The sequence below is a fragment of the Amycolatopsis sp. NPDC004368 genome, from assembly GCF_053602515.1.
The window spans coordinates 24138-49262 of sequence record NZ_JBSGDT010000046.1 but is presented as its reverse complement, the minus strand read 5'-3'; the positions used below and the strand labels follow the sequence as shown (position 1 = coordinate 49262).

23 protein-coding genes and 1 pseudogene are annotated in these 25125 nt (G+C 71.4%); 14 read left to right on the top strand and 10 right to left on the bottom strand.

Features of this window, described 5'->3' with window-relative positions; translation table 11 throughout:
• Positions 1-111 precede the first annotated feature (111 nt).
• From ACWEOE_RS37760 to ACWEOE_RS37735, 6 genes are all read left to right on the top strand, one after another.
• Positions 112-1038 (top strand): LysR substrate-binding domain-containing protein, encoded by a 927-nt coding sequence (locus ACWEOE_RS37760; RefSeq protein WP_452017910.1) that lies wholly within the window; start codon positions 112-114, stop codon positions 1036-1038.
• Between the two features lie 177 nt (positions 1039-1215).
• Positions 1216-2478, top strand: coding sequence for a glutamate-cysteine ligase family protein (locus tag ACWEOE_RS37755; protein ID WP_452017908.1), 1263 nt, complete (start codon positions 1216-1218; stop codon positions 2476-2478).
• Entirely contained in the window at positions 2475-3824 is a 1350-nt protein-coding gene (gene egtB / locus ACWEOE_RS37750; protein WP_452017906.1) for an ergothioneine biosynthesis protein EgtB, read from the top strand. The genes ACWEOE_RS37755 and egtB overlap by 4 nt, the downstream gene beginning before the upstream one ends.
• A gap of 5 nt (positions 3825-3829) precedes the next feature.
• Positions 3830-4594, top strand: coding sequence for an ergothioneine biosynthesis protein EgtC (gene egtC, locus ACWEOE_RS37745; RefSeq protein WP_452017904.1), 765 nt, complete (start codon positions 3830-3832; stop codon positions 4592-4594).
• Positions 4591-5562, top strand: coding sequence for an L-histidine N(alpha)-methyltransferase (gene egtD / locus ACWEOE_RS37740; RefSeq protein WP_452017902.1), 972 nt, complete (start codon positions 4591-4593; stop codon positions 5560-5562). Before egtC ends, egtD begins: the two co-directional genes overlap by 4 nt.
• Complete coding sequence (locus ACWEOE_RS37735) at positions 5555-6025, top strand: nitroreductase family deazaflavin-dependent oxidoreductase (protein ID WP_452017900.1); 471 nt, start codon at positions 5555-5557, stop codon at positions 6023-6025. Before egtD ends, ACWEOE_RS37735 begins: the two co-directional genes overlap by 8 nt.
• On the opposite strand, the gene ACWEOE_RS37730 is transcribed toward ACWEOE_RS37735, so the two are convergent.
• Together ACWEOE_RS37730 and acnA are read right to left on the bottom strand one after the other, a co-directional pair.
• Positions 6022-6729: an IS630 family transposase gene (locus ACWEOE_RS37730; RefSeq protein ID WP_452017898.1), complete on the bottom strand. Its 708-nt coding sequence runs from the start codon at positions 6727-6729 to the stop codon at positions 6022-6024. The two genes, ACWEOE_RS37735 and ACWEOE_RS37730, sit on opposite strands and share 4 nt — an antisense overlap.
• Positions 6730-6921: 192 nt before the next feature.
• A complete protein-coding gene (acnA, locus tag ACWEOE_RS37725; RefSeq protein ID WP_452017896.1) occupies positions 6922-9732 on the bottom strand; it encodes an aconitate hydratase AcnA in 2811 nt (936 codons plus the stop codon).
• 376 nt (positions 9733-10108) lie between these two features.
• Between acnA and ACWEOE_RS37720 the strand changes: the two genes are divergently transcribed.
• Positions 10109-11446, top strand: a complete 1338-nt coding sequence (locus ACWEOE_RS37720) for an NlpC/P60 family protein (protein ID WP_452017894.1) — start codon at positions 10109-10111, stop codon at positions 11444-11446.
• 1054 nt (positions 11447-12500) lie between these two features.
• Here the strand turns inward: ACWEOE_RS37720 and ACWEOE_RS37715 are convergent.
• A complete protein-coding gene (locus tag ACWEOE_RS37715; protein ID WP_452017892.1) occupies positions 12501-13283 on the bottom strand; it encodes a GNAT family N-acetyltransferase in 783 nt (260 codons plus the stop codon).
• Between the two features lie 80 nt (positions 13284-13363).
• On the opposite strand from ACWEOE_RS37715, the gene ACWEOE_RS37710 reads away from it, so the two are divergent.
• The 4 genes from ACWEOE_RS37710 to ACWEOE_RS37695 all read left to right on the top strand — a co-directional run bounded on the left by ACWEOE_RS37710 (position 13364) and on the right by ACWEOE_RS37695 (position 16743).
• Positions 13364-13501, top strand: a complete 138-nt coding sequence (locus tag ACWEOE_RS37710) for a hypothetical protein (RefSeq protein WP_452017890.1) — start codon at positions 13364-13366, stop codon at positions 13499-13501.
• 149 nt (positions 13502-13650) lie between these two features.
• Positions 13651-14715, top strand: coding sequence for an AAA family ATPase (locus ACWEOE_RS37705; protein ID WP_452017888.1), 1065 nt, complete (start codon positions 13651-13653; stop codon positions 14713-14715).
• A 5-nt stretch (positions 14716-14720) separates the two neighbouring features.
• Entirely contained in the window at positions 14721-15668 is a 948-nt protein-coding gene (locus tag ACWEOE_RS37700) for a DUF58 domain-containing protein (RefSeq protein ID WP_452017886.1), read from the top strand.
• Positions 15669-15762: 94 nt separating this feature from the next.
• The gene (locus ACWEOE_RS37695; protein ID WP_452017884.1) at positions 15763-16743 is read left to right on the top strand and encodes a VWA domain-containing protein; all 981 of its coding nucleotides are present in this window, start codon (positions 15763-15765) and stop codon (positions 16741-16743) included.
• Between the two features lie 3 nt (positions 16744-16746).
• Here the strand turns inward: ACWEOE_RS37695 and ACWEOE_RS37690 are convergent, their stop codons facing one another.
• Genes ACWEOE_RS37690 through ACWEOE_RS37665 form a run of 6 tightly spaced genes read right to left on the bottom strand, consistent with a single transcriptional unit; the run spans position 16747 to position 22016 of the window.
• Positions 16747-17214, bottom strand: a complete 468-nt coding sequence (locus ACWEOE_RS37690) for a tRNA (cytidine(34)-2'-O)-methyltransferase (RefSeq protein ID WP_452017882.1) — start codon at positions 17212-17214, stop codon at positions 16747-16749.
• A 9-nt stretch (positions 17215-17223) separates the two neighbouring features.
• The gene (locus ACWEOE_RS37685; RefSeq protein WP_452017880.1) at positions 17224-17658 is read right to left on the bottom strand and encodes an acyl-CoA thioesterase; all 435 of its coding nucleotides are present in this window, start codon (positions 17656-17658) and stop codon (positions 17224-17226) included.
• A 23-nt stretch (positions 17659-17681) separates the two neighbouring features.
• Complete coding sequence (locus ACWEOE_RS37680; protein WP_452017878.1) at positions 17682-18623, bottom strand: TAXI family TRAP transporter solute-binding subunit; 942 nt, start codon at positions 18621-18623, stop codon at positions 17682-17684.
• Positions 18620-20014, bottom strand: a complete 1395-nt coding sequence (locus tag ACWEOE_RS37675) for a sensor histidine kinase (RefSeq protein ID WP_452017876.1) — start codon at positions 20012-20014, stop codon at positions 18620-18622. The genes ACWEOE_RS37680 and ACWEOE_RS37675 overlap by 4 nt, the downstream gene beginning before the upstream one ends.
• The gene (locus tag ACWEOE_RS37670) at positions 20014-20679 is read right to left on the bottom strand and encodes a response regulator transcription factor (protein WP_452017874.1); all 666 of its coding nucleotides are present in this window, start codon (positions 20677-20679) and stop codon (positions 20014-20016) included. Before ACWEOE_RS37670 ends, ACWEOE_RS37675 begins: the two co-directional genes overlap by 1 nt.
• Before the next feature lie 14 nt (positions 20680-20693).
• Positions 20694-22016 carry an MFS transporter gene (locus ACWEOE_RS37665; RefSeq protein WP_452017872.1) on the bottom strand — a complete coding sequence of 441 codons (1323 nt, stop codon included), beginning with the start codon at positions 22014-22016 and terminating at the stop codon, positions 20694-20696.
• 335 nt (positions 22017-22351) lie between these two features.
• Between ACWEOE_RS37665 and fabG the strand changes: the two genes are divergently transcribed.
• A complete protein-coding gene (fabG, locus tag ACWEOE_RS37660) occupies positions 22352-23056 on the top strand; it encodes a 3-oxoacyl-ACP reductase FabG (RefSeq protein WP_452017870.1) in 705 nt (234 codons plus the stop codon).
• 40 nt (positions 23057-23096) lie between these two features.
• A complete protein-coding gene (gene fabI / locus ACWEOE_RS37655; RefSeq protein WP_452017868.1) occupies positions 23097-23864 on the top strand; it encodes an enoyl-ACP reductase FabI in 768 nt (255 codons plus the stop codon).
• A gap of 85 nt (positions 23865-23949) precedes the next feature.
• On the opposite strand, the pseudogene ACWEOE_RS37650 reads toward fabI, so the two are convergent.
• Positions 23950-24487: pseudogene (locus tag ACWEOE_RS37650) on the bottom strand (transposase); the annotation flags it as partial.
• A gap of 3 nt (positions 24488-24490) precedes the next feature.
• Between ACWEOE_RS37650 and ACWEOE_RS37645 the strand changes: the two are divergent.
• The gene (locus tag ACWEOE_RS37645; protein WP_452017866.1) at positions 24491-25123 is read left to right on the top strand and encodes a GTP-binding protein; all 633 of its coding nucleotides are present in this window, start codon (positions 24491-24493) and stop codon (positions 25121-25123) included.
• Positions 25124-25125 lie beyond the last annotated feature (2 nt).

Below are 25125 nucleotides of genomic sequence, written 5' to 3'. Positions count from 1 at the left end.
TCACCTCCAGGGGTCCTCGCGGCCCGGGCGGGCCGTCGCTTTCGAGGGTGCGGTCAGCGGCGCCTTCGCGTCCAGTTAACGAAGCTGCACGAAGTTGTTTAGGGTTTCTGCATGGAGCTTTCGTTGCACCGCCTGCGGATGCTCCGGGAGTTGCGACGCCGGGGGACGGTCACCGCTGCCGCGGTGTCGCTGCACTACACGGCTTCGGCCGTGTCGCAGCAGCTGGCGCAGCTCGAACGGGACGTGGGCGCGAAGTTGTTCGAACGGCTCGGCCGGCGCGTGCAGCTGACCGAACTGGGCGTGCTGCTCACCGAGCACGCGGAGGAGATCCTGGGCTCGGTCGAGCGCGCCACGCTCGCCCTCGAGGAAGCGCAGGGCACGATGGCGGCCCGGCTGACCGCGGGGGTGTGGGCCTCGGTCGCGTCCGGTCTGCTGCCCTCGGCGCTGACCGCGCTCGCCGCGGAGTACCCCGGCATCCAGCTGCGGACGCGGGAACTGGCCCCCGAGGACACCGCGGAGGCGGTGCGCGACGGCGCGCTGGACCTGTCGTTCGTGCTCGACTACTCCGACTCGCCGACGCAGTGGGACAACGGGCTGGAACGCGCGGTGGTGGCCGTCGAACGGCTGCACGCGGCGGTGCCGGCCGGTGCGTTCCCCACCGGTGCGGTGTCACTCGACGAGCTGGCGGAGCACCCGTGGATCCTCGCGAGCCCGAAGTCGCACTTCGGCCGGGCGATGCGGATGGCGTGCCACCGCCACGGCTTTGCGCCGAAGATCAACCACGAGGTCGAGGAGCAGTCCACGGCGATGGCCATGGTGGGCGCGGGGCTCGGCGTCACGCTCGTGTCGGACCTCGGGCTGCGGCTGCTGCGGCCGCCGGGCATCGACGTGGTCACGCTGACGACGCCGCTACTGCGCACGGTGTCGATCGCCTACCGGCGCACGGAGATCCGGCGCCCGGCGTTGCACCTGGTGATCGGGGCCGTGCAGTCGGCGGCCGCCGAGCTGGGCCTGGGGACCGAAGCCGCGTTGCCTTGATCATCCGGATGGCGCAACGGTCGGGAACTTCAGGACAAACGCGCAGGTCAGGAGTCCTTACGAGAGTCTTGCGGATCTTCGCGGCGCTCGCGGTCACCTGATTTTGTCAGACCCTCCGTGTAGCGTCCGGAGGCGAGAGGTCCCACCCCGCGGGCCTCCTTGACCCGGACGGCGAACATGACTGCGGTGCACGATTTTCCGGAGAAGTCCGGAAGTGCGTCGAACCGGACCGCGCGAGTGCTTTCCGATCGCGCGGCCGGGGAGGCGTACGTCGCCTCGGTGTGCTTCAAACACGGCCCACCGAGACTCCTCGGCGTGGAACTCGAGTTCACGGTGCACCACACCGAGGACCCGGCCCGCCCGCTCGACCTCGATGTCCTGGCCACGGCGCTCGGCCCGCACACCCCGCGGACACTGCGCCCCGACAGCCCGGCCACCCCGCTCCCGGCAGGCTCTCCCGTGAGTCTCGAGCCCGGGTGCCAGGTGGAGATCTCCGCTCTTCCCCAGGCCTCGCTGCCCGATCTGCACGCAGCCGTCTCGGCCGATCTCTCCCATCTCGTCACCCTTCTCGCGCGGCACGGACTCGTGCTCGGCGAGACGGGCATCGACGTCCACCGCCCACCCCGGCGCGCCCTGCGCACTCCTCGCTACGCCGCGATGGAACGCCGGTTCGAGCCCATCGGCGCCGGCGGGATCACCATGATGTGCAGCACCGCCGGGCTGCAGATCTGCGTCGACACGGGGGAAGCCGACCAGGTCGCGGCGCGCTGGGAGGCGGCCCACGTGATGGGTCCGCCGCTGCTGGCCACGTTCGCCAACTCCCGCGTGCACGCCGGCCGTGACACCGGGTGCGAGTCCGCGCGCTGGCTCGCGGTGCTCGACACCGAACCGGTCCGGACCCATTCGGCCGTCCCAGGTCCAGACCCGGCGGCCGACTGGGGCCGGCGCATGATGGACACGCCGTTGATGGTGCTGCCCCGCGGCGAGCGGCCGTGGGACGCCCCGGACGGAGTCACGTTCGCCGACTGGATCGACGGCCGCGGTGCTGCCGGAGTGCTGCGCCGCCCCACGGCCGAGGACCTCGACTACCACATCACCACGATGTTCACCCCGGTTCGGCCGCACGGATACCTGGAGATCCGGTACCTCGACGCCCAGGCCCCGGGCGAATGGCTGCCCCCGGTCGCCCTCGTCTCGGCCCTGTTCGCCCGTCCGTCCACAGTGGACGAGGTGCGCCGGCTGTGCGCGCCGGTGGCGGACCGCTGGGTCGAGGCCGCGAAGCGGGGTCTGGCCGACGAACGGATCGCGGCGGTCGCGCGCGAGCTCGTGGAGCTCGCGATCACCGAGCTGCCGACCACGGGGCTGGGCGCCGAGACCATCACCGGGATCACCGAGAGCGTGCGCGCACGCGTGAACGGATCGAGGAGTCAGGAGCGATGACCGTTACCCCGGAACACAACCCGCTGCTGGAGCTGAGCCCGCAGAACTTGCGGGCCCACGCGGCCGAGGCCCTCACCCGGGCCCGGGCGCGCAGCGTGGTCCTCACCGACGCCGTCGACGACGAGGACCTGGTGCGCCAGCACTCGAAGCTGATGTCGCCGCTGGTCTGGGACCTCGCGCACATCGGCAGCCAGGAAGAGCTGTGGCTGGTTCGCGACGTCGGCGGCCGCGAGCCGCTGCGCCCGGACATCGACGACCTCTACGACGCGTTCCAGCACGCGCGCGCCGACCGGCCCGCCCTGCCGCTGCTCGGCCCGGCCGAGGCCAGGGCGTACGTGCGCGAGGTCCGCGAGAAGGCGTTCGACGTGCTGGAGACCGCGCCGCTGGAAGGCAGCCGGCTCACCGAGAGCGCGTTCGCGTTCGGCATGATCACCCAGCACGAGCAGCAGCACGACGAGACCATGCTGGCCACGCACCAACTGCGCCGCGGCGAACCCGTGCTGCACGCGCCGGAACCACCACCCGCGGCGGCGGGCCGCCTGCCGGCCGAGGTGTTCGTGCCCGCCGGGCGCTTCACCATGGGGACCACGGCCGAGCCGTGGGCGCTGGACAACGAACGCCCGGCCCACGAGATCCACGTGCCGGCGTACTTCCTCGACACCGGCGCGGTCACCTGCGGCGCGTACGTCGAGTTCCTCGAAGCCGGCGGCTACGACGAGCGGCGGTTCTGGAGCGAGGCCGGTTGGGCATACCGGCAGGAGCACGACATCACGGCGCCGCGCTTCTGGCACCGCGAGCCGAGCGGCTGGTGGCGCACGCGGTTCGGTGTCCACGAGCCGGTGCCCGTCCGTGAGCCGGTGGTGCACGTGTCCTACTACGAAGCCGAGGCGTACGCGGCGTGGGCCGGCAAGCGGCTGCCCACGGAAGCCGAGTGGGAGAAGGCCGCGCGCCACGATCCGGTCAGCGGGCGGTCGCGGCGGTTCCCCTGGGGCGACGAGGAACCGACGGCCGAGCACGCCAACCTCGGGCAGCGCCACCTGCGCGCGGCCGAGGCCGGCGCGTACCCGGCCGGCGCGTCGCCGCTCGGGGTGCACCAGCTGATCGGCGACGTGTGGGAGTGGACGAGCACCGACTTCCACGGCTACCCGGGGTTCGCGGCGTTCCCGTACCGCGAGTACTCCGAGGTGTTCTTCGGTCCGGAGTACAAGGTGCTGCGCGGCGGCTCGTTCGGCACCGACTCGGCGGCGATCCGCGGCACGTTCCGCAACTGGGACTACCCGATCCGGCGGCAGATCTTCTCCGGCTTCCGGTGCGCGCGCGATCCCCGGCCCGGCGAGGTGAACTGAACGGCATGTGCCGGCACCTCGCGTACCTCGGTGCGCCCGTTTCGCCCGCCGAGCTGGTGTTCGCGGCGCCCCATGCGCTGCTCGTGCAGTCCTACGCCCCGCGCGACATGCGGGGCGGGGGCTCGGTCAACGCCGACGGCTTCGGCCTCGGCTGGTACCCCGAGCCGGGGGGCGCGCCGCAGCGCTACCGGCGGCAGACTCCACTGTGGACGGACCAGACGCTGCCCGCGCTGGCCGCGTCGGTGAAGACCACGGCGTTCGTCGCCGCGGCCCGCAACGGCACCACCGGCATGCCGGTGACCGAGGCGGCCGCGGCGCCGTTCACCGACGGCCGGTGGCTCTTCAGCCACAACGGCGTGGTCCGCGGCTGGCCCGGATCCGTGGCCGCGCTGGCGCAATCCCTCGACGTGACCGAACTGCTCACTCTCGAAGCCCCGACCGACTCGGCTCTGCTGTGGGCGCTGCTGCGCGCGCGGCTGCGGGGCGGGGCCGACCCGCTGGCCGCGGTCACCGACCTCATCGCCGAGGTCGAGGCCGCCGCGCCGGGTTCGCGGCTCAACTTCCTGCTGACCGACGGCACGACGCTGATCGGCACCACGTGGACACACGCGCTGGCGATGCGGCCGGTGCCCGGCGGTCTCGTGCTGGCGTCCGAGCCGTGCGACCCGGACCCGGCCTGGACGCCCGTGCCCGAGCACCACGCCGTGCGCGTGACCGCGGACGTCGTCGACCTTCTTCCCCTGACCTTGGATCGGAGCAGCGCCTCATGAGTGAAGTCGATCTCGAAAGCCATCACCGCGACGTCGCGGGCGAACTGCGCGCCGACGTGCGCGCGGGGCTCACGGCGGAGCGGAAGTGGTTGCCGCCCAAGTGGTTCTACGACGCCGAGGGCAGCGAGCTGTTCGAGAAGATCACCGAGCTGCCCGAGTACTACCCGACCCGCAGCGAGCGCGAGGTGCTGGCCGCGCGGGCCGGTGACATCGCGCGGCTCACCGACGCGCACACGCTCGTGGAGCTGGGCTCGGGGTCGAGCGAGAAAACGCGGCTGCTGCTCGACGCGCTCACCGAGCACGGCACGCTCGAATCGTTCGTGCCGCTGGACGTGTCGGAGTCGGCCCTCGCAGAGGCCGCCGAGGCGATCGCGGGGGACTACCCGAAGCTGGCGGTGCGCGGGGTCGTCGGCGACTTCACCCAGCACCTGAACCTGTTGCCGGGCACGGCGCCGCGCGTGGTGGCGTTCCTCGGCGGCACGATCGGCAACTTCCTGCCCGCCGACCGCGCCACGTTCCTGCGTTCGGTGCGCGACGTGCTCGACGAGGGCGAGTGGCTGCTGCTGGGCACCGACCTGGTGAAGGACCCCGAGACGCTGGAGCGGGCGTACGACGACGCGGCCGGAGTCACCGCGGCGTTCAACCGCAACGTGCTGCGCGTGATCAACGCCCGCCTCGGCGCGAACTTCGACCTCGACGCCTTCGAGCACGTGTCGCACTGGGACGCCGAGCACGAGTGGATCGAGATGTGGCTGCGGGCCCGGCACGAGGTCACCGTCGACATCCCGGGTGCCGACCTCCGGGTGCACTTCGCGGCGGGGGAGCACATCCGCACGGAGATCTCCGCCAAGTTCCGCCCCGCCGGCGTCGGATCGGAGCTGGCGGCCGCCGGGTTCGCGGTCGAGCGCTGGTGGACGGACTCCCAGCAGCGGTTCGGGGTGAGTTTGGCAAGATCGGTGCGTGCGTAACCCCCTCGAGTCCTTCGCCCGCAAGCTCGGCACCCTGCCGTTCGTGATGACGCTCTCGCGCGGCATCATCTGGACCGACCAGAAGCTGCACCGCTTCTTCGGGGGCCGGGTCACGCTGGTCGGCCTGGCCGGCCTGCCGTCACTGCGGCTCACCACGACCGGGCGCAAGAGCGGGCTGCCCCGCAGCACGAACCTCCTGTACTTCCCGCACGGCGACGACTTCGTGCTGACCGGCTCGAACTGGGGCCGGCCGAACAACCCGGCCTGGACCTACAACCTGCGCGCGGATCCGAAGGCGACGGTCGGGATCCGCGCGCGGGTCGTGGAGGTCAAGGCCCGCGAGCTGGAAGGCGCCGAGTACGACCGGATGTGGTCGGAGCTGCTCGCGTTCTGGCCGGGCTACGAGATGGAACGCGTCGCGGCCGGGCGGCCGTTGCCGGTGTTCGTGCTGTCGCGTCGCTAGTTTCGTGAGTCGTTGATTCGGCCGCAGTAGGCTGCGAGAGTGTCGACGTGGAACGCCGCGAACAAGCTGGTAGTGCCGTGACGAACGTAGTCACGGGTCATCCGCGCCGGCGTCGTCGGCATCAGCGGCAGGATGGCTGCGGTTCGGTCGATTGCCTGTATCTGGCTTTTCTTGTCCACCGCCAGCACCAAGGCGTTCTCCGGCGGGGCCATGTACAGGCCGACGACGTCACGGACTTTGTCCACGAACTGGGGGTCAGTCGACAGTTTCCAGGTTTCGATCGCGTGCGGTTTCAATCCGAACGCGCGCCAGATCCGCGAGACCGCTGTTTGGGACAGGCCCGTGGCCGAGGCCATCGACCGTGTCGACCAATGCGTGTCCTTGCCCGGCGTTTCTTCCAGGGTCTTGGTGATCATCCGCTCCACGCGGTCATCAGTGATCAACCTCGGTCGCCCCGGACGCGGCTCGTCCGAGAGACCTTCCAGACGGCCGGTCAGGAACCGCGACCGCCACTTGGAGACCATGTCCCGGAAAACACCCAGATCCGCGGCCGCCTGCCCGATCGTGCCACCTTCGGCGCACCGCAACACAATCCGCGCTCGCGCCGCCAACGCCTGCGCCGTCATACGACGCCGAATCCAGGCCAGCAAAACCCGCCGTTCCTCCTCGGACAACACCACCGGCTCAGCCTTCGGGTTCGGCATGCCACACCCCACCAACCACAGTCGAACTAACGACTCGCAACACTAGGTGTGCTGTTCGGTGAGGTCGATCCCGTCACTGGACCCGCCGGTGACGAACGTGTAGCGGAAGCCGCCAAAGCGTGAAGCAACGAACGGCGAAGGCCGCCCCGGAAACTTGCGGAGCGGCCTTCGCACGTGTTCGGACCAGACGGATCAGGCGTGCGTCATCTTGCGCAGCACGTACTGCAGGATGCCGCCGTTGCGGTAGTAGTCGGCCTCGCCCGGGGTGTCGATGCGGACGTCGGCGTCGAACTCCACCTTGGTGCCGTCCTGCTTGGTGGCGGTGACGTGCACCGTGCGCGGGGTCTCGCCGTCGTTGAGCTTGGTGATGCCCTCGATGTCGAAGGTCTCCGTGCCGTCCAGCTTCAGCGACGCGGCCGACTCGCCGGCCGGGAACTGCAGCGGGATGACGCCCATGCCGATGAGGTTCGAGCGGTGGATGCGCTCGAACGACTCGGTGATCACCGCGCGCACGCCCAGCAGCGAGGTGCCCTTGGCGGCCCAGTCACGCGACGAGCCCGAGCCGTACTCCTTGCCGCCGAGCACGACCAGCGGGGTGCCGGCCGCGGCGTAGTTCTGGGCGGCGTCGTAGATGAAGGCCTGCGGGGCGCCGTCCTGGGTGAAGTCGCGGGTGTAGCCGCCCTGCACGTCGTCCAGCAGCTGGTTGCGCAGCCGGATGTTCGCGAAGGTGCCGCGGATCATCACCTCGTGGTTGCCGCGGCGCGAGCCGTAGGAGTTGAAGTCCTTGCGGTCGATGCCGTGCTCGGTCAGGTACTGACCGGCCGGGGTGTCGGCCTTGATCGCACCGGCGGGGGAGATGTGGTCGGTGGTGACCGAGTCGCCCAGCTTCGCCAGCACGCGCGCGCCGGAGATGTCGGCGACCGGCGCCGGCTCGGCCTGCATGCCCTCGAAGTACGGGGGCTTGCGCACGTAGGTGGACTCGGTGTCCCAGTCGAAGGTCTTGCCCTCGGGGGTGGGCAGCGCCTTCCAGCGCTCGCCGCCGTCGAACACGTCGGCGTAGTCCTTGGAGAACATCTCCTGGGTGATCGAGGAGTCGATCGTCTCCTGGATCTCCTGCGGCGAAGGCCAGATGTCCTTCAGGAACACGTCGTTGCCGTCGGTGTCCTGGCCCAGCGGCTGGCTCTCGAAGTCGAAGTCCATCGTGCCGGCCAGTGCGTAGGCGATGACCAGCGGCGGCGACGCGAGGTAGTTCATCTTCACGTCGGGGTTGATGCGGCCTTCGAAGTTCCGGTTGCCCGAGAGCACGGAGACGGCGGTGAGGTCGTTCTCCTGGATCGCGGCGGAGATCTCGTCCGACAGCGGGCCGGAGTTGCCGATGCAGGTGGTGCAGCCGTAGCCGACCAGGTGGTAGCCCAGCTTCTCCAGGTACGGCCACAGGCCGGCCTTGTTGTAGTAGTCGGTGACGACCTGCGAGCCCGGCGCCATCGACGTCTTGACCCACGGCTTCACCGCGAGGCCCTTGTCCACCGCGTTGCGGGCGAGCAGCGCCGCACCCAGCATCACCGACGGGTTCGAGGTGTTGGTGCACGAGGTGATCGAGGCGATCACCACGGCGCCGTGGTCGAGCACGAACTCGCCGCGCTCGGCCGAGGTGACCGTGACCGGCTTGGACGGGCGGCCCGAGGCACCGTTGGCGGCCGAGGCCACCGGCACGGCGTCCTCGTCGGCGAACGACAGCGAAGCCGGGTCGCTCGCCGGGAAGGTCTCCTCGATGGTCTCGTCGACCTTGGTGTGCGGCGCCGGGTGCTGCTCTTCCACGTAGTCGTGCACCGACTTGCGGAACGACTCCTTGGCGTCGGACAGCTCGATGCGGTCCTGCGGGCGCTTCGGGCCGGCGATCGAGGGGACGACCGTGGAGAGGTCCAGCTCGAGGTACTCGGAGTACACCGGCTCGCGGTTCGCGTCGTGCCAGAGGCCCTGCTCCTTGGCGTAGGCCTCGACGAGCGCGACCTGCTCGGCCGAACGGCCGGTGAGCTTGAGGTAGCGCATGGTCTCGTCGTCGATCGGGAAGATCGCCGCGGTGGAGCCGAACTCGGGGCTCATGTTGCCGATGGTGGCGCGGTTGGCCAGCGGCACCGAGGCGACACCCTCGCCGTAGAACTCGACGAACTTGCTGACCACACCGTGCTTGCGCAGCATCTCGGTGATGGTGAGCACCACGTCGGTGGCGGTGACGCCGGTCGGGATCTCGCCGGTCAGCTTGAAGCCGACCACACGCGGGATGAGCATCGACACCGGCTGGCCCAGCATGGCGGCCTCGGCCTCGATGCCGCCGACGCCCCAGCCCAGCACGCCCAGGCCGTTGACCATGGTGGTGTGCGAGTCGGTGCCGACGCAGGAGTCGGGGTAGGCCTGCCCGTTGCGGGCCATGACCGTGCGCGCGAGGTGCTCGATGTTGACCTGGTGCACGATGCCGGTGCCCGGCGGTACGACCTTGAACTCGTCGAAGGCGCCCTGGCCCCAGCGCAGGAACTGGTAGCGCTCGCGGTTGCGCTCGTACTCGATCTCGACGTTGCGCTCGAACGCGTCGGCGCGGCCGAACACGTCGATGATCACGGAGTGGTCGATGACCAGCTCGGCCGGGGCCAGCGGGTTCACCTTGTCGGGGTCGCCACCGAGGTCGGTGACGGCCTCCCGCATGGTCGCGAGGTCCACGACGCACGGCACGCCGGTGAAGTCCTGCATGATCACGCGGGCCGGCGTGAACTGGATCTCGATCGACGGGTCGGCGCTGGGGTCCCAGCTGCCGAGCGCGCGGATGTGGTCGGCGGTGATGTTCGCGCCGTCCTCGGTGCGCAGCAGGTTCTCGAGGAGGATCTTCAGGCTGTAGGGCAGCCGCTCGGAGCCCTCGACCTTGTTCAGGCGGAAGACCTCGTACGAGTTGTCTCCGACCTTCAGCGTGTCTTTGGCGCCGAAGCTGTCCTTGCTGGCAGGTGCAGTCACGTCTAACTCCAGTGGCGGGGACTCGCGCCGTCGCGGGTGCGGGCCCCGGGTCAGTTCGGTGTGTGTTTCGCGGCCCTCGGGAAGACCGCGACCGAGTCTTGCGCACCCCCACCGTAGGACCGGAATCGGGATGGCACACCTCGTCCGTCGCCCCAAACAGTACGCGTGTCCTGTATTCACTTCAAGACGACACGCGGAGTGAGCTGGGCCATTCGAACACGCCGACCGGCGGGGGTCCCCCGATGAGGGGAATTGGTGTCTACGGTGTGTGAGTTCCGCCTGAGGCTTGTGATAGTGGTGTGACTGCAGTGGCACGCGGTGTGATCACTGCTGGCAGATGCTGGTGAGCGGTCGGGTGAGCGGGAGGTGGCGGGTCGTGGAGGTCCGGCGTAAACGGGTCGTGCGGCGTGGTCTCACCGTCGGTTCCTTCGCTCTCGTGGTCCTGTTCGGAGCAACGGGCACTGGTCTGGCCGTGCCGCCGCCCCCGCCGAACCCGAGTGACTCCGAGCTCAACTCGTCGAAGGCCGCGGCCAACGAGAAGGCCGGCGAGGTCGGCAAGCTCACCAACCAGCTCGCGCAGGCCGAGCAGAAGCTCAGCTCGCTGCAGGACGATGTCGAGCTGAAGCAGGAACAGGCCATGAAGGCCCTGGTCGACCTGCAGGCGGCGCAGGACGCCGCGAGCCAGGCCGAGCAGGCCGCGAAGTCCGCGCGCACGGAGGCCGACGCCGCGGCCGGCGCGATCGAAAAGGCGCGCCAGGACCTCAAGACGTTCGCCGCTGCGAGCTTCGAGCAGGGCAGCACGGTCGGCTCGATCTCCGCGTACCTCACCGCCGACAGCCCGAAGGACCTGCTCGCGCGCGCCGCGATGCTCGACTCCATCGGCGGTTCGCGGCTCAACGCCCTCGACCGGCTCCAGCAGGCGCAGACGGAGAAGTCCAACAAGGACTCCGCCGCGCGCAAGGCCGTCGAGATCGCGCAGGCGAAGCAGGACGCCGCGACCCGGGCCAAGAGCGGCGCCGACGCCGCGCAGGCCGACGCCGTGCAGGCACAGCAGGCCCAGACGGCGCAGAACCAGCAGCTGCAGGCGAACAAGGCTTCGGTGGAGCAGCAGCTCTACGCGGCGCAGTCGAAGGTCAACGGCCTGCAGGGCCAGCGACAGCGCTACACGGACTGGCTCGCGCAGAAGCAGCGGGAGGACGAGGAACGCGCCCGCCAGGCCGCCCTCAACGCGTCCTCGGGCGGCGGCGGTCGTCCGTCCTCGGGTGGCGGTGGCCGGCCGTCGCAGGCCGCGGGCTCGTCGATCGAGGCCGTGATCGCCCGCGCGCTGTCGCAGCTGGGCCGCCCGTACGCCTGGGGCGGCGGCAACAGCAGCGGCCCGACGCGCGGCATCCACGACGGCGGCGTCGCCGACCTGTACGGCGACTACCGCAAGATCGGCTTCGACTGCTCCGGCCTGATGATCTACGCCTTCGCCGGCGTCCGGTCGCTGCCGCACTACAGCGGCTACCAGTACACCTCCGGCCGCCGCGTCCCGCTGTCCCAGATGCGCCGCGGCGACATGCTCTTCTGGGGCGGCTCCGGCGGCATCCACCACGTCGCCCTGTACCTCGGCAACGGGCAGATGGTGGAAGCCCCGCAGTCCGGCTCGTACGTGCGCGTGGCCCCTGTGCGCTACGGCGGGATCATGCCGTACGCGACCCGGCTGATCGGCTGAGGTCCTCCGCTTCGTCCTCGTGACGTGGGACGGCGTGCGAGCGCGGGTCGAACGACTCGCGCGCACCCGTGGGGCGGCTTCGGTGTTCGGAGCAGCAGCGCCTGGGGACACCGCTTCCGGCTCGATCCCGTAGCTCGACGAAACTGACGTCAGCGCGGTCGAGGAGCGCTACGGCGCCCCCCTGCCCCGCGGAGTACCGCACGTACCTGCTCGAGGTCGGCGCACTCGGCGCCGGCCCCGGGTACGGGGTGTTCGGCTTCAGGCGGGCCGCTGGGCACCGGGAGTTCGCCGGCGCCAGGGGAGCGGGCCGGAGGTGGTGAACCTGCGCACCGAGTTCCCGCACCGAGTTCCCGCACCGAAGGTTGTTCCACCACGCTCCCGAGCCGGACTTCACCCGGGTGCCCCAGGGGTAGTGGACGGCGCTGAGGCAGCGGCTGGACGCCGACGCCGAGGCCGCGACGCACGGCACCCTGCCGCTGTGCCACCACGGCTGCGGCCACTACGACCTGCTCGCCGTCACCGGCCCCGACCGCGGCACGGTGTGGGCCGACGCGGAGGCATCCGACGGCGGGATCGGGCCGATCGGCGGCGCCGGTGAGCCGCTGACGTTCGACCGGTGGTACCTCGACTGGCTCGCCGAAGCCGAGCGACGGGCCGGCCCGCGGCGGGATCACAGGGCGCCGTGGTGGTCACGACGCTGAAGCGGCAACTGCCCATCTGGACGAGCATTCGGAGCTTGCCTGGTCGACTTCGGGCCGGGCGAGCAGCGCGGCCTCGATCTCACCCGGCTCGATCCGGAACCCGCGGAACTTCACCTGCTGGTCCGCCCGGCCCACGAAGTGCAGCTCGCCGTCTGTAACTACTGGAAGAACTACTGGAAGATCGAGAAGTGCAAGGTCAGGCCGGTGTGGGAACGGGCTCCCGGGTGAAGGGGCCAGGTCGCCGCGTGCAATGGGGAATTCCGGTGGTATTGGTCACCGGCCTTTATCGGCGTATCGATAGAAACAATGGTGAAAAGAAAACTCATGAATTGCCGGGTCGGGGAACAACGAACTCAGGCGGGATCGCGGACATAGGGTGTCGTCGTGGTCACCGGCGTGAAACCCAGCCGCCGGAGAATTGGGCGGCTCGGCGGCAGTGCGTCGACCTGGAGGTAGCGGACCCCGCGGGCGCGCGCGACGGCCACCCGGTGCGCGACGAGCGCCCGGTAGAGCCCGCGGCCGCGGAACTCCGGCAGGGTCGCCCCGCCCCAGAGGCCCGCGAACGTGGTGCCCGGGACGAGCTCGAGGCGCGCCGCGGAGACGAGCCGGCCGTCCGATTCGGCGACGACGTGCACGGTCGTGCCGTGGTCCTCGCGGGCGCGGGCGAGGAGTTCACGCGCCACGGCCTGCTCGTCGCTGCCGAACACCTCGGCGGTGAGCCCCGCGATCCGGCGCAGGTCCCGTGGCTCGGAGGCCTCGCGGATCAGCACGTCCGGGGAAGAAGGCGCGGAGGCGGCGATCGCAGACAGCGGCGCGACGAGGACCGTCTCCGTCTCCTCGGCGGTGAACCCGGCGGCCAGCAGCCGCTCGGGCAGCTCGGCGGGCCGGTCGTGCGCGCGGGTCTTCCACTCGAATAGCTCGCCGCGCGCGCCGAAGAACCGCACCTGCCGCTCGATGAGCGCTGCCAGCGCCGCCCCGGTGACGCCGAGGTCGGGCAAGCCCACGACCTGGCCGCGCCGCGCGCCGACGATCCGGGCCACGGGTCCGTCGCGCAGCAGCCTCGTGCCCGGCTCGGCGGTCGTGAGCTCGGCCCCGCGGACCTCGGTGTCGTAGGCGGCCAGCAGGGGATCGTCCATGCGGAGACGCTAGCGCGCGTGGGTGCTGAGCGCGTGGTGTTTTCGCGGGCGGTGCCGACTGTCCGGTGTGGACGCCGGTCGTGGACGTCCCGGGTCCCCGGAAATCCACAGTGGACCACCCCGACACCATGGCGGGGGCGGCGGTGGTGATCGGCTGGGTCGAAGCGTGGCGGGCGCGCCGGCCGAACCGGGCAAACGAGACGACCGTGGCCCGCTGAGACCGTCTTCACAGCTGTCACACCGCCGATGCGCTTGGCTACCGTGACGGGCCGGCGTGCCGTGCGCACGAAGACCACTCGGGCGTCGGCCTCCGGGACGCAGTACGGTCGCGGGCGAGCCCGGAGGAAGCAGAACCACAGGAGGCAGAGTGACCGAGCCCGGCTACGCCGAGGGCGGCAACGGGCAACAGCCCGGCACGCCGGCGCGGGACGCCCAGTTGCTGGAACGCACCGTGTTCGAGGTCAAGCGCATCATCGTCGGCCAGGACCGGCTGGTGGAGCGCATGCTCGTCGGGTTGCTGGCCAAGGGGCACCTGCTGCTGGAAGGCGTGCCCGGCGTCGCGAAGACGCTGGCCGTGGAGACCTTCGCGCGGGTGGTCGGCGGCTCGTTCTCGCGGGTGCAGTTCACGCCCGACCTCGTGCCGGCCGACATCCTCGGCACGCGCATCTACCGCCAGGGCGCCGAGCGCTTCGACGTGGAGCTCGGCCCGGTGGTGGCCAACTTCGTGCTCGCCGACGAGATCAACCGCGCGCCCGCGAAGGTGCAGTCGGCGATGCTCGAGGTGATGGCCGAGCGCCACGTGTCGATCGGCGGCCAGACCTTCCCGATGCCCGACCCGTTCCTCGTGCTCGCCACGCAGAACCCGATCGAGAACGAGGGTGTGTACCCGCTGCCGGAGGCGCAGCGCGACCGCTTCCTGTTCAAGATCGTGGTCGAGTACCCGACCGCCGAGGAAGAGCGCGAGATCATCTACCGGATGGGTGTCACGCCCCCGGTGCCGCACGAGGTCCTCAGCCCCGCCGAGCTGGTGCGCCTGCAGGGCGTCGCGTCGCAGGTGTTCGTGCACCACGCGCTCGTCGACTACGTGGTGCGCCTCGTGCTCACCACCCGCACACCCAACGACCACGGCCTCGCCGACGTCGCGGGCTGGGTCTCCTACGGCGCGTCGCCGCGCGCCAGCCTCGGCATCATCGCCGCGGCCCGCGCGCTCGCCCTCGTGCGCGGCCGCGACTACGTGCTGCCCCAGGACGTGGTCGACGTGGTGCCCGACGTGCTGCGCCACCGGCTCGTGCTGTCCTACGACGCCCTCGCCGACGGTGTGCCCGTGGACCACATCATCACCCGCGTGCTGCAGACCGTGCCCCTGCCGCAGGTCTCGGCCCGGCCGCAGGGCGGGACCGGGCCGGTGCCGGCGGGCGCGCCCGTCAGGTAGTCGGCGTGGCAGCGAAGGGGCAGAAAGAGCAGCGTCCCGCGTGGGCGCCCCCGGTGCTGCGCGGCGACCGCCTGGAGGCGGGGCTGCGCACGCTGGAACTCGACGTCCGCCGCCGGCTCGACGGGCTGTTGCAGGGCAACCACCTCGGCCTCGTGCCGGGACCCGGTTCGGAACCGGGTGAGGCACGGCCGTACCAGCCGGGCGACGACGTGCGGCGGATGGACTGGGCCGTCACCGCCCGCACGACCACGCCGCACATCCGCGAGACGGTGGCCGACCGCGAGCTCGAGACGTGGGTGGTCGCGGACCTGTCGGCGAGCCTCGACTTCGGCACCGCGCTGTGCGAGAAACGCGACCTGGTGGTGTGCGCGACAGCCGCCGTCGCCCACCTCACCGGCGGGGGCGGCAACCGCATCGGCGCGCTGGTGTCCAACGGCCAGGGCGTGAACCGCATCCCGGCGCGCGGCGGGCTCGCCCACGCGCGCGGCCTGATCCGGCGGCTGGCCGAGACCCCACGCGCACCCGAAGGCGTGCGCGGCGACCTCGCCGACGCGCTGGAGCAGCTCCGCCGGCCGCCGCGCCGCCGCGGCCTGGGCGTGGTGATCTCGGACTTCCTCGGACCCATGGACTGGCAGCGGCCGCTGCGCGCGCTCGGCGGGCACCACGAGCTCATCGCCATCGAAGTCCTCGACCCGCGCGACGTGGACCTGCCCGACGTGGGCACCGTCGTGCTGGCCGACCCGGAGACAGGGAAACAGCGCGAAGTGCACGCTTCCGCCTTGCTGCGCAAGGAGTTCGGCGCCGCGGCGCACGCCCACCGGCAGGAGGTCGCGGCCGGGCTGCGCCGCGCCGGCGCGGCGCACCTGGTGCTGCGCACCGACTCGGACTGGATCGCCGACATGGTGCGGTTCGTCGTCGCGCGCAAGCGCCGCTGGTCGGGAGGTGTCGCATGAGCCTCGGCAGCGAGCGGCCGCACGGTGGCGCAGCCCGGCCCGGCGACGACCGCTTCGGACCGGCCGTGCCGGCGCGGGGCGGGGAGGTGGTCGAGTGAGCCTCGGCGGCTTCACCTCACCGTGGTGGTTCCTGCTGCTGATCCTGGTGGCGGCCGTGGCTGTTGCGTACGTGCTGGCGCAGCGGGCGCGGCGCAAGCGCGTGATGCGGTTCGCGAACCTCGAGCTGCTCGACAAGGTCGCGCCGAAGACGCAGGGCTGGATCCGGCACCTGCCCGCGGTGCTGATCGTGCTGTCGCTGCTGGTGCTCACCGTCGCGCTGGCCGGGCCGACCGCCGAGCAGAAGGTGCCGCGCAACCGCGCCACCGTGGTCCTGGTGATCGACGTGTCGCTGTCGATGGAGGCCACCGACGTCGCCCCCAACCGGCTGAAGGCGGCGCAGGACGCGGCGAAGCAGTTCGCCGAGAACATGACCCCCGGCGTGAACCTGGGCCTGATCTCCTTCGCCGGCACCGCGACCGTGCTCGTCAACCCGACGACCGACCGCGCCGGCGTGGTGAAGGCGATCGACAACCTGAAGCTCGCGCAGTCGACGGCCACCGGCGAAGGTATTTTCGCGGCCATGCAGTCGATCGAGAGCTTCTCGGCCGTGGTCGGCGGCGCCGAAGGACCGCCACCCGCGCGCATCGTCCTGATGAGCGACGGGAAGCAGACCGTGCCGGAGGACCTGTACGCACCCCGCGGGGCGTACACGGCGGCGCAGGCGGCGAAGCAGGCGCAGATGCCGATCTCGTCGATCTCGTTCGGCACCACCCACGGATCGGTCGACATCGAGGGCAAACCGCAGGACGTGCGGGTCGACGACGATTCGCTGAAGGAGATCGCGCGCCTGTCCGGCGGCGACTTCTACAAGGCGGCCAGCGCCGACGAGCTCAAGAAGGTCTACGCCGACCTCGGCGAGCAGATCGGCTACGAGCTCAAGAACGCCGACGCGAGCAAACCGTGGGTCGTGATCGGCACGCTGGTGCTGATGATCGGCGCGGCGGCGGCGCTGCTGATCGGCCAGAGACTTCCGTAGCCCTCAGCCTGGCGGCAGGGCGAAGCCGTTCTGCCGCCAGGCTTCGTACACCGTGATCGCCGCCGTGTTGGCCAGGTTGAGCGAGCGGCTCGTGGGTACCATCGGCAGCTTCACGCGATCGGTGATCTCGGCCGCGCGCTGCACGTCGTCGGGCAGGCCGGTGGACTCGGGGCCGAACAGCAGCACGTCGCCGGGCTCGTAGGCCACGTCGGTGTAAAGGCGGGTGGCCTTCGCGCTGAACGCGTAGACCTTGGCCGGCAGCAACGCGTGCCACGCGGTCGCGAGATCGGCGTGCACACGGACCCGGGCGAGGTCGTGGTAGTCGAGGCCCGCGCGGCGCAGCTGCTTGTCCTCGAGGGTGAACCCGAGCGGCTCGACCAGGTGCAGCTCGCAGCCGGTGTTGGCGATCAGCCGGATCGCGTTGCCCGTGTTCGGCGGGATCTCGGGCTGGTAGAAGAGCACGCGGAACATGGCCGGACCTCAGGAAGCGGTGGGTGCGGGCAGGTGGGCCGAGTAGATCTCGCGCACGGCGGCGGGCGGCTCGGTCTTGCGCAGTGTGGCCGGGTCGATGAACACGTAGCGGATCTTCGCCTCGGTGGTGAGCCGCCCGTCGCGGCGGATCTCCGACTCGTAGACCATCGACGTGGTGCCGAGGTGGGTGAGGAACACCGACACCACGAGGTCGTCGTCGTAGCGGCACGGCGCGCGGTAGCGCAGGTTCGACTCCGCGACCACCACGTCGATCCCGGTGGCCAGGAACGCTTCGTGCGAGCCGAACAGCGTCTTCTCGACCTCGAACGAGGCCATGTCGACGTAGGCCAGGTAGTGGGCGTTGAAGACGATCCCCTGGCCGTCGCACTCGTGGTAGCGCACGCGCGAGGGCATCTCGACGAGCGGTCGGCGCGGTGGGGTCACCCGCCCAATCTAGCGAGCGCCGGTCAGCCGTGGAGCGCCCGGTAGGTGTCGGCGGCGCCGGGGTGCAGCGCCACGGGCTGGGTCCCGATGAGCGTGCGCACGTCGAGGAACTGCGTCCCGACGGCCTGCGCCGGCACCAGGTCCGCCGCCCGCCCGGCGAGCACCCGCACCACCGCCGCGGCGACGTCCGAGGGCAGCCGCGGCGCGCAGACGAGCAGGTTCGCGACCCCGATCGTCGCCGGCGCGCCGACCCCGGGGTACGCACCCGTGGGCACCTGGACCTGCTCGTAGACCGGTCCGTGGGCGGCGCGCAGCGCGGGGATCACCGAAGCGAGCGGCAGCAACGCGAGCGGCGTCGTCCGGTTGAGCTTCGCCAGCGCCGGCGTGGGCAGGCCACCGGACCACAGCAACGCGTCGATGCGCCGGTCCGCCAGCGCGGCGATGGCGTCCGCGAGCGGCAGGTGCCGCGCCGACACGGTCACCCCGGCCGCGGTGAACACCCGCTCGCCCAGCTGCGCCGCTCCCGACCCGGCCGCGCCCACGGACACCGGCCGTCCGGCCAGCTCACGCAGCTGCGTGAGCTGGTCACCCGCCCGCACCACGAGCTGCAGGTAGTTCTCGTACACCCGCCCGAGCGCCCGTAGCGGCACCGCCGCAGGGAACGGCGCCCGGCCCGCCAGCGCGGACTGCGCGACGTCCGCCAGCACCAGCCCCAGGTCCGCCCCGCCGTCGCGCACCCGCTCGACGTTCACGACACTCGCCTCGGTCTCCACGGCCGTGCAGTGCAACCGCGGCTCCGCCCGGCTCACCTCGGCCGCCAGGACCTCCGCGAACGCCAGGTAGAACCCGCCCTGCTCCCCGGCGGCGATCGTCACGCTCCGCTCGGGTCCGCGGTACGCGGGCGCGCACCCGGCGAGGGCCAGCGCGAGCCCACCCAGCAGGGCGGTGCGGCGGGTGATCGTCACGGCGTCACCGCCGGCAGGGTCACGCGCGCCTGCAACCCCCGCGGTGAGTTGCCGCGCAGCTCCAGCGTGCCGCCGCGGGCGCGCGTCTGCTCGCGCGCGATGGCCAGGCCCAGACCGGTGCCGCGGGGTGCGCCGTCGCCGCCGGCGCGCCAGAAGCGCGACGTCGCGCGGGCCAGGTCGGCTTCCGGGAGGCCAGGGCCGTCGTCGATCACGACGAGGGTCGCGGTGGCCGGGGTGGTTTCCCAGGTGGCCGAGATCGTGGCGCCGCGGCCGGCGTGGTGCACGGCGTTGTCGAGCAGGACGTCGAGGATCTGCGCGAGCTCGCCCTCGGGGGTGTGGACGAGCACCGGCTCGTCGTGGCCGGGGCAGGGGAGCAGGGTGGCGCCCGCGTCGTCGGCGGCGGGTCGCCAGGCGTCGACGCGCTCGGCGATCACGGCGGCGAGGTCGGCGGGCTCGCCGGCCGCACCGTCCGCACCGGCGGCGATGCGGGTGGCGGTGCTTTCGGCGGTGGCCAGGGCGAGCAGGCCGTCGAGGATGCGTTCGAGGCGCTCGACCTCGGCGGCGATCGCGCGGTAGGCGGGCCGGTCGCCTTCGCCGACGGCGAGTGAGTCGACCCGCAACCGCAGCGCGGCCAGGGGATTGCGCAGCTGGTGCGAGGTGTCGGCGACGAGCCGGTGCTGCTGGTCGGCGGCCTCGGCCACGGCGTCGGACATGCGGTTCACCGATGCGGCGAGCGACCGCAGCTCACGCGGCCCGGACCTCTCGGGCACCTGTGCGCGACGCCCGCCGGCGACGGCCAGCACGCCGGTCTCCAGTTCCACCAGCGGCCGTACCATCCACCGCGCCAGGAGCACCGCCAGCAGCACGAACACCGTGGCCACCAGCAGTGACCCGGCGGCGATCGCGCTCCAGCGGGCGGCGACGTCCGCGGCCGCCGCGGCCACCGAGGCCCGCAGCACCACCACGCCCGCCACCCGCGTGCCCGAGCCTACCGGGCGCGCGAACAGCACCGGCGCCGCCGACCACGGGCTCAGCTGCTCGACCCGCGGCGCCGGCTCGTTGCGCATGGTCGCCTCCACGAGTGCGCGCACGTCCGGCGCCGAAGCCGTGAGCCCGCCCGTCTGCACCAGCGGCTCGCGCTGCGCGTCGACGACCACCACGGCTTCGCCGTAGAGCGACGAGTACCGCTCGGCCTCCGCGTCGAGCGCCGCCGGGTCGCGGGCGTCGACCGCCTGCTGGGCCAGCACCCCGAACCGGTCGACGTCGCTGCTGCGCGAGATCACCAGCTGCTGCGTGCGCTGCTCCGCCGTGCTCGCCAGCAGCGGCACGGCGAACGCCGCCACCACGAGCAGCGCGAGCGCGACCAGCACGATCAGCAGCCGGGTCCGCATCAGCCGCGGCCCAGCCGGTAGCCGAAACCGCGGATCGTGGTGAGCAGGCCCGGCCGGTCGAGCTTCGCGCGCAGCTGGGTCATGTGGACGTCGAGCGAGCGCGAGATCGCCAGGTACGCGTCGCCCCACACCTCGTCCATCAGCTGCTGGCGGCTCACGGCGGTGCCCGGCCGCGCGGCGAGCACGGCCAGCACGGCGAACTCCTTGGTCGTCAGCCCGATGTCGTGGCCAGCCACGAGGACGCGGCGCGCACCGAGGTCGATCTCGACGTCCTCGACCTGGACCACGGCCTGGTCGGCCGCGGTGGTGCGCGCGCTCGCCCGGCGCACCACGGCGTCCATCCGCGCGAGCAACTCGGCCAGCCGCACGGGTTTCGTGAGGTAGTCGTCGGCGCCGAGCCGCAACCCGCGGACCACTGACCGCTCGTCGCCGCGCGCGGTCAGCACGATCACCGGCACCGGCGACACCTGCCGGATCTTGCGCAGCACGTCGAGCCCGTCGAGGTCCGGCAGCCCGAGGTCGAGCAGCACCAGGTCGGCCTCGCGGTGGCGGTGCAGCGCGTCGGACCCGCGCCCGACGCCGGTCACGGTGTGGCCGCGCGCGTGCAGGGGCTCGGCGAGCGCAGCGGCGACGCCGGGGTCGTCCTCCACGAGCAGCACGCGCACGGCCGTCCTCCCGCTCAGTCCTCGTCACGCTCCAGGGCGGACGAACGCGACGTTTCGCGCATTGTCCCGTACACGATCAACGACACGAGGATGCAGCCCGCGACGTACCAGAAGAAGAGCGACTCGTGCCCCGCCTTCTTCAGCGCCTGCGCGATCAGCTCGGCCGTCCCGCCGAAGATCGCGACGGTGAGCGCGTACGGCAGGCCCACGCCGAGCGCGCGGATGTGCGTGGGGAACAGTTCCGCCTTCACGATCGCGTTGATGGACGTGTATCCCGTCACGATCACGAGCGCGCCGAGCAGCAGCAGGAACGCGAGCACCGGCTGTTTCGTGTGCGCCATGGTCGTCATGATCGGCACGGTGAGCACGGTGCCCGCGATGCCGAAGAACATCAGCAGCTTCCGCCGGCCGATCCGGTCCGAGAGCCGGCCGGCCACCGGCTGCAGCAGTGCGAAGACCAGCAACGCGATGAAGAGGATCCACGTCACCGTGCGGCGCGGGATGCCGGCGGTGTTCTCGAGGAACTTCTGCGTGTAGGTCGCGTAGGTGTAGAACGCGACCGTGCCGCCGAGCGTGAGGCCGACGACGAGCGCGATCTCCTTGGGGTACTTGACGAGTGTGCGCAACGCGCCGCGCTCGCCCGACCCGGATCCCGGTTCCGCGACCACCCGCTCGTAGCTCGCCGACTCGTCCATGCTGCGCCGCAACGCCATCACCACGACCGCTGCCACGGCACCGACCACGAACGCGATGCGCCAGCCCCAGTCGCCCATCTGCGCCTCGGTGAGCACGCTCTGCAGGATGAGCTGCAGCCCGAGCGCGAGCAGCTGCCCGCCGACGAGCGTCACGTACTGGAAGCTCGAATAGAACCCACGTTTGCCGGGGGTGGCCACTTCGGACAGATAGGTCGCCGACGTCGAGTACTCACCGCCCACCGACAAGCCCTGCAACAACCGCGCGAGCACGAGCAGGATCGGTGCGGCGACGCCGATGGCCGAGTAGCCCGGCGTCGCGGCGATGAGCAGCGAGCCGAACGCCATCATCGACACCGAGAGCACGAGCGCGCTGCGGCGGCCGAAGCGGTCGGCGAAGCGGCCGAGCAGCCAGCCGCCCAGCGGGCGCATGAGGAACCCGACGGCGAACACGGCCGCGGTGTTGAGGAACTGGGCCGTCGCGTCACCGCCGGGGAAGAACGCCTTGGCGAAGTAGATCGTGAACGCCGAGTAGGCATACCAGTCGTACCACTCGACGAGGTTGCCGATGGAGCCGCGCAGCACGTTGCCGACGACCCGCCGCTCGCCCTCACGGGTGGCCGGGGTGGGGATCCGGGTTGTCATCCTTGACCTCCTGTGTCGCGACTCACGGTGACCACCCGATCCGCGTGCGGCAAGGTCCCGGCGCTGTTCCTTACCTGTCCTTAGGGGACTTCCCGGCCACGGTCGGGCTCCGCGGCCCGGCGATCCTGATCACGTTTTGTGCGGATCGCACGCCCCGCCTTCCCCTCGTTTGTAGGAACCCTCTGGTCTGCACAAACGGACCGGCGCGCCGGGCCCTAACCTCCACACCGGACTCGCGCGCCCGGCCGGACGCGGGTGCGGCGGCGTCTCGCGCGGCCGATAGCCTCGTTCCGGCGCGAAAGCGCTCAGCGACACCGAGCAGAGGGAGACGTGCAGTGGGACGGTCGGTCTTGGTCACCGGCGGCAACCGGGGAATCGGTCTGGCGATCGCCCGCGACCTCGCCGAGCAGGGTCACCAGGTGGCGATCACCCACCGCGGTTCCGGCGCGCCGGAAGGGCTCTTCGGGGTGCAGGCCGACGTCACGGACGCCGAGCAGATCGACGCCGCGTTCAAGCTCGTCGAGGAGCACCAGGGTCCGGTGGAGGTGCTCGTCTCCAACGCCGGGCTCACCGACGACACGCTCCTGATGCGCATGAGCGAGGAGCAGTTCGAGCGCGTGGTGAACGCCAACCTCACCGGTGCGTTCCGGGTCGCCAAGCGCGCGTCGCGAGGCATGCTGCGCGCCCGCTGGGGCCGGTTCGTGTTCATCTCGTCGGTCGTCGGCCTCTCGGGCTCGGCGGGCCAGGCGAACTACGCCGCGGCGAAGGCGGGCCTGGTCGGCTTCTCGCGCTCGCTGGCTCGCGAGCTCGGTTCGCGCAACATCACCTCCAACGTGATCGCGCCCGGCTTCGTGCGCACCGACATGACCGACGGGCTCAGCGAGGACCGCAAGAAGGAGATCCTCGCCAACGTGCCCAGCGGCCGTTACGCCGAGCCGGCCGAGATCGCCGCCGCGGTGCGCTACCTCGCCTCCGACGAGGCCGGTTACGTCAACGGCGCGGTGCTGCCCGTCGACGGCGGCCTCGGCCTCGGTCACTGACCTTCCTTCCCGACTCCCACCGACTGGACTGGAGAACCCGTTGCCCGGACTGCTCGAAGGCAAGCGGCTGCTGATCACCGGCATCATCACCGACGCCTCGCTCGCGTTCCACGCGGCCAAGATCGCGCAGCAGGAAGGCGCCGAGGTCGTGCTCACCGGTTTCGGCCGGATGTCGCTCGTGAAGACGATCGCGAAGCGGCTCCCGAAGCCCGCGCCGGTGATCGAGCTCGACGTGGTCAACCAGGAGCACCTGGACACGCTGGCCGACCGCGTGCGCGAGCACGTCGACGGTCTCGACGGTGTGCTGCACTCGATCGGCTTCGCGCCGCAGACGTGCCTGGGCGCGCCGTTCCTGGACGCGCCGGCCGACGACGTGAAGGTCGCGGTGGAGGTGTCGGCGTTCTCGTTCAAGTCGCTGGCCGTGGCCACGCTGCCGCTGCTCTCGCGCGGCTCGTCGATCGTCGGCATGGACTTCGACGCGCGCGTGGCGTGGCCGGCCTACAACTGGATGGGTGTCGCGAAGGCGGCCCTGGAGTCGGTGAACCGCTACCTGGCGCGCGACCTCGGCCCGCGTGGCATCCGCGTGAACCTGGTCAGCGCCGGCCCGATGAAAACGATGGCCGCGAAGTCCATCCCGGGCTTCACCGACCTCGAGGACGGTTGGAACGACCGCGCCCCGCTCGGCTGGGACAGCTCCGATCCCGACCCGACGGCCAAGACCGTCTGCGTCGCGCTGTCCGACTGGCTGCCCGCCACCACCGGCTCGATGATCATGGTCGACGGCGGAGTGCACGCGCTCGGCATCTGAGGTCCACGACTGACAGCTGCTTTCGCGAGCGACCCCGGACCCTCGGCAGATTCTTGGGGTCCTCGCAACCCCTGATGGTTTCTGCGGTTGTCAGTGGATCACGCAGGCGCTCGGCTGGGGTTGTCCGGCCGAGCGTTTTGCGTGGTCGGCTGTTGAGTTGTTGGGCGACGTGCTCGAGTTCTGTGGCGTTGTGGATGGACAGCTCCGGTTGTCGCGGTGAACTGCTTGTGGGCGGCCATCTCGCAGCTTTGGTGCCAGCTCAGCGAGCCGCGGAGGTGTTCGGGCAGGGTCTGGATCAGCGGTACAGCACGTCGCGGACTTCCTCGGCGGTGTGCCCGCCGGGCAGGTGCCCGAGCATGACGTTCTGGGTGGAGCGTTCGACGAGGGTCACGATCGTGGACTCGGTGCGGGCGCAGGGCGGCGGCGACCTCGCGCCGCAGCCCGCCGCGTGCCTGGACGTAGATCGCTTGGTAGGTCGTCTCCGGACTCATTCGCATGCCCTCGTCGTTGGGGGTCTCGATGACCAGAGCGTGACAGAGCTGCTCAGGTGACCATCGCTGCTGCAGCCGGCTGGTGACGTAGTCGCGCAGCCGGCCGTCGTGGGCGGGTTTGGGCTCCTTGGGGCCGTGGGCGGTGTGCGCGACCCGGAGTCGCGGCAGTACGCGGACCACTCCCACCTCGAGTTCTCCGCCGTGCGCACGCCGGGCGTCGCCCGGATCGGCATCGGCGGCCCGGTCGGGTCGGGCAAGACCGCGCTCATCGAGGCGCTCGTGCCGATGCTTGTCGCGCAGGGCCACCGCCCGCTGGTGGTGACCAACGACATCTTCACGAGCGAAGACGCCCTGCACGTGCGGCGCACGCTGGCGGGTGTGCCGGCACCGGAGCGGGTCGTCGGCGTGGAAACCGGTTCGTGCCCGCACACCGCGGTGCACGACGACCCGACCATGAACCTCGACGCCGTCGCCGAGCTCACGAACCGCTACCCCGACGCGGACGTGGTGGTACCAGGTGGTGGGGAGCTTGTTCGTGGTGTCGCGGGCGGTGCCTCCAGCCGAGCTCGTGGAACTGTTGCGCTCGACGCTGGGCGGGGCGCCCGCGGTGTGCCGGGGTTTCCGAGCTGCCCGCCGGGTGCGGGGTGGGGGTGCGGCTGCTGGGGCACACACACGTCGAAAGGGGTGCAGGCGGCGATGCACAGTGCCTGGGACCGGGTGCGGAGGCGGTTGCCGGGTGCGCCGCCGCCTGATCTGCGGAAGGGGTGAGG

Bases quoted from the DNA above. Each gene is read 5' to 3' on its own strand.
- ACWEOE_RS37760 (WP_452017910.1), top strand. From the start codon at position 112: ATGGAGCTTTCGTTGCACCGCCTGCGGATGCTCCGGGAGTTGCGACGC.
- ACWEOE_RS37755 (WP_452017908.1), top strand. From the start codon at position 1,216: ATGACTGCGGTGCACGATTTTCCGGAGAAGTCCGGAAGTGCGTCGAAC.
- egtB (WP_452017906.1), top strand. From the start codon at position 2,475: ATGACCGTTACCCCGGAACACAACCCGCTGCTGGAGCTGAGCCCGCAG.
- egtC (WP_452017904.1), top strand. From the start codon at position 3,830: ATGTGCCGGCACCTCGCGTACCTCGGTGCGCCCGTTTCGCCCGCCGAG.
- egtD (WP_452017902.1), top strand. From the start codon at position 4,591: ATGAGTGAAGTCGATCTCGAAAGCCATCACCGCGACGTCGCGGGCGAA.
- ACWEOE_RS37730 (WP_452017898.1), bottom strand. From the start codon at position 6,729: ATGCCGAACCCGAAGGCTGAGCCGGTGGTGTTGTCCGAGGAGGAACGG.
- ACWEOE_RS37715 (WP_452017892.1), bottom strand. From the start codon at position 13,283: ATGGACGATCCCCTGCTGGCCGCCTACGACACCGAGGTCCGCGGGGCC.
- ACWEOE_RS37690 (WP_452017882.1), bottom strand. From the start codon at position 17,214: ATGTTCCGCGTGCTCTTCTACCAGCCCGAGATCCCGCCGAACACGGGC.
- ACWEOE_RS37675 (WP_452017876.1), bottom strand. From the start codon at position 20,014: ATGCGGACCCGGCTGCTGATCGTGCTGGTCGCGCTCGCGCTGCTCGTG.
- ACWEOE_RS37665 (WP_452017872.1), bottom strand. From the start codon at position 22,016: ATGACAACCCGGATCCCCACCCCGGCCACCCGTGAGGGCGAGCGGCGG.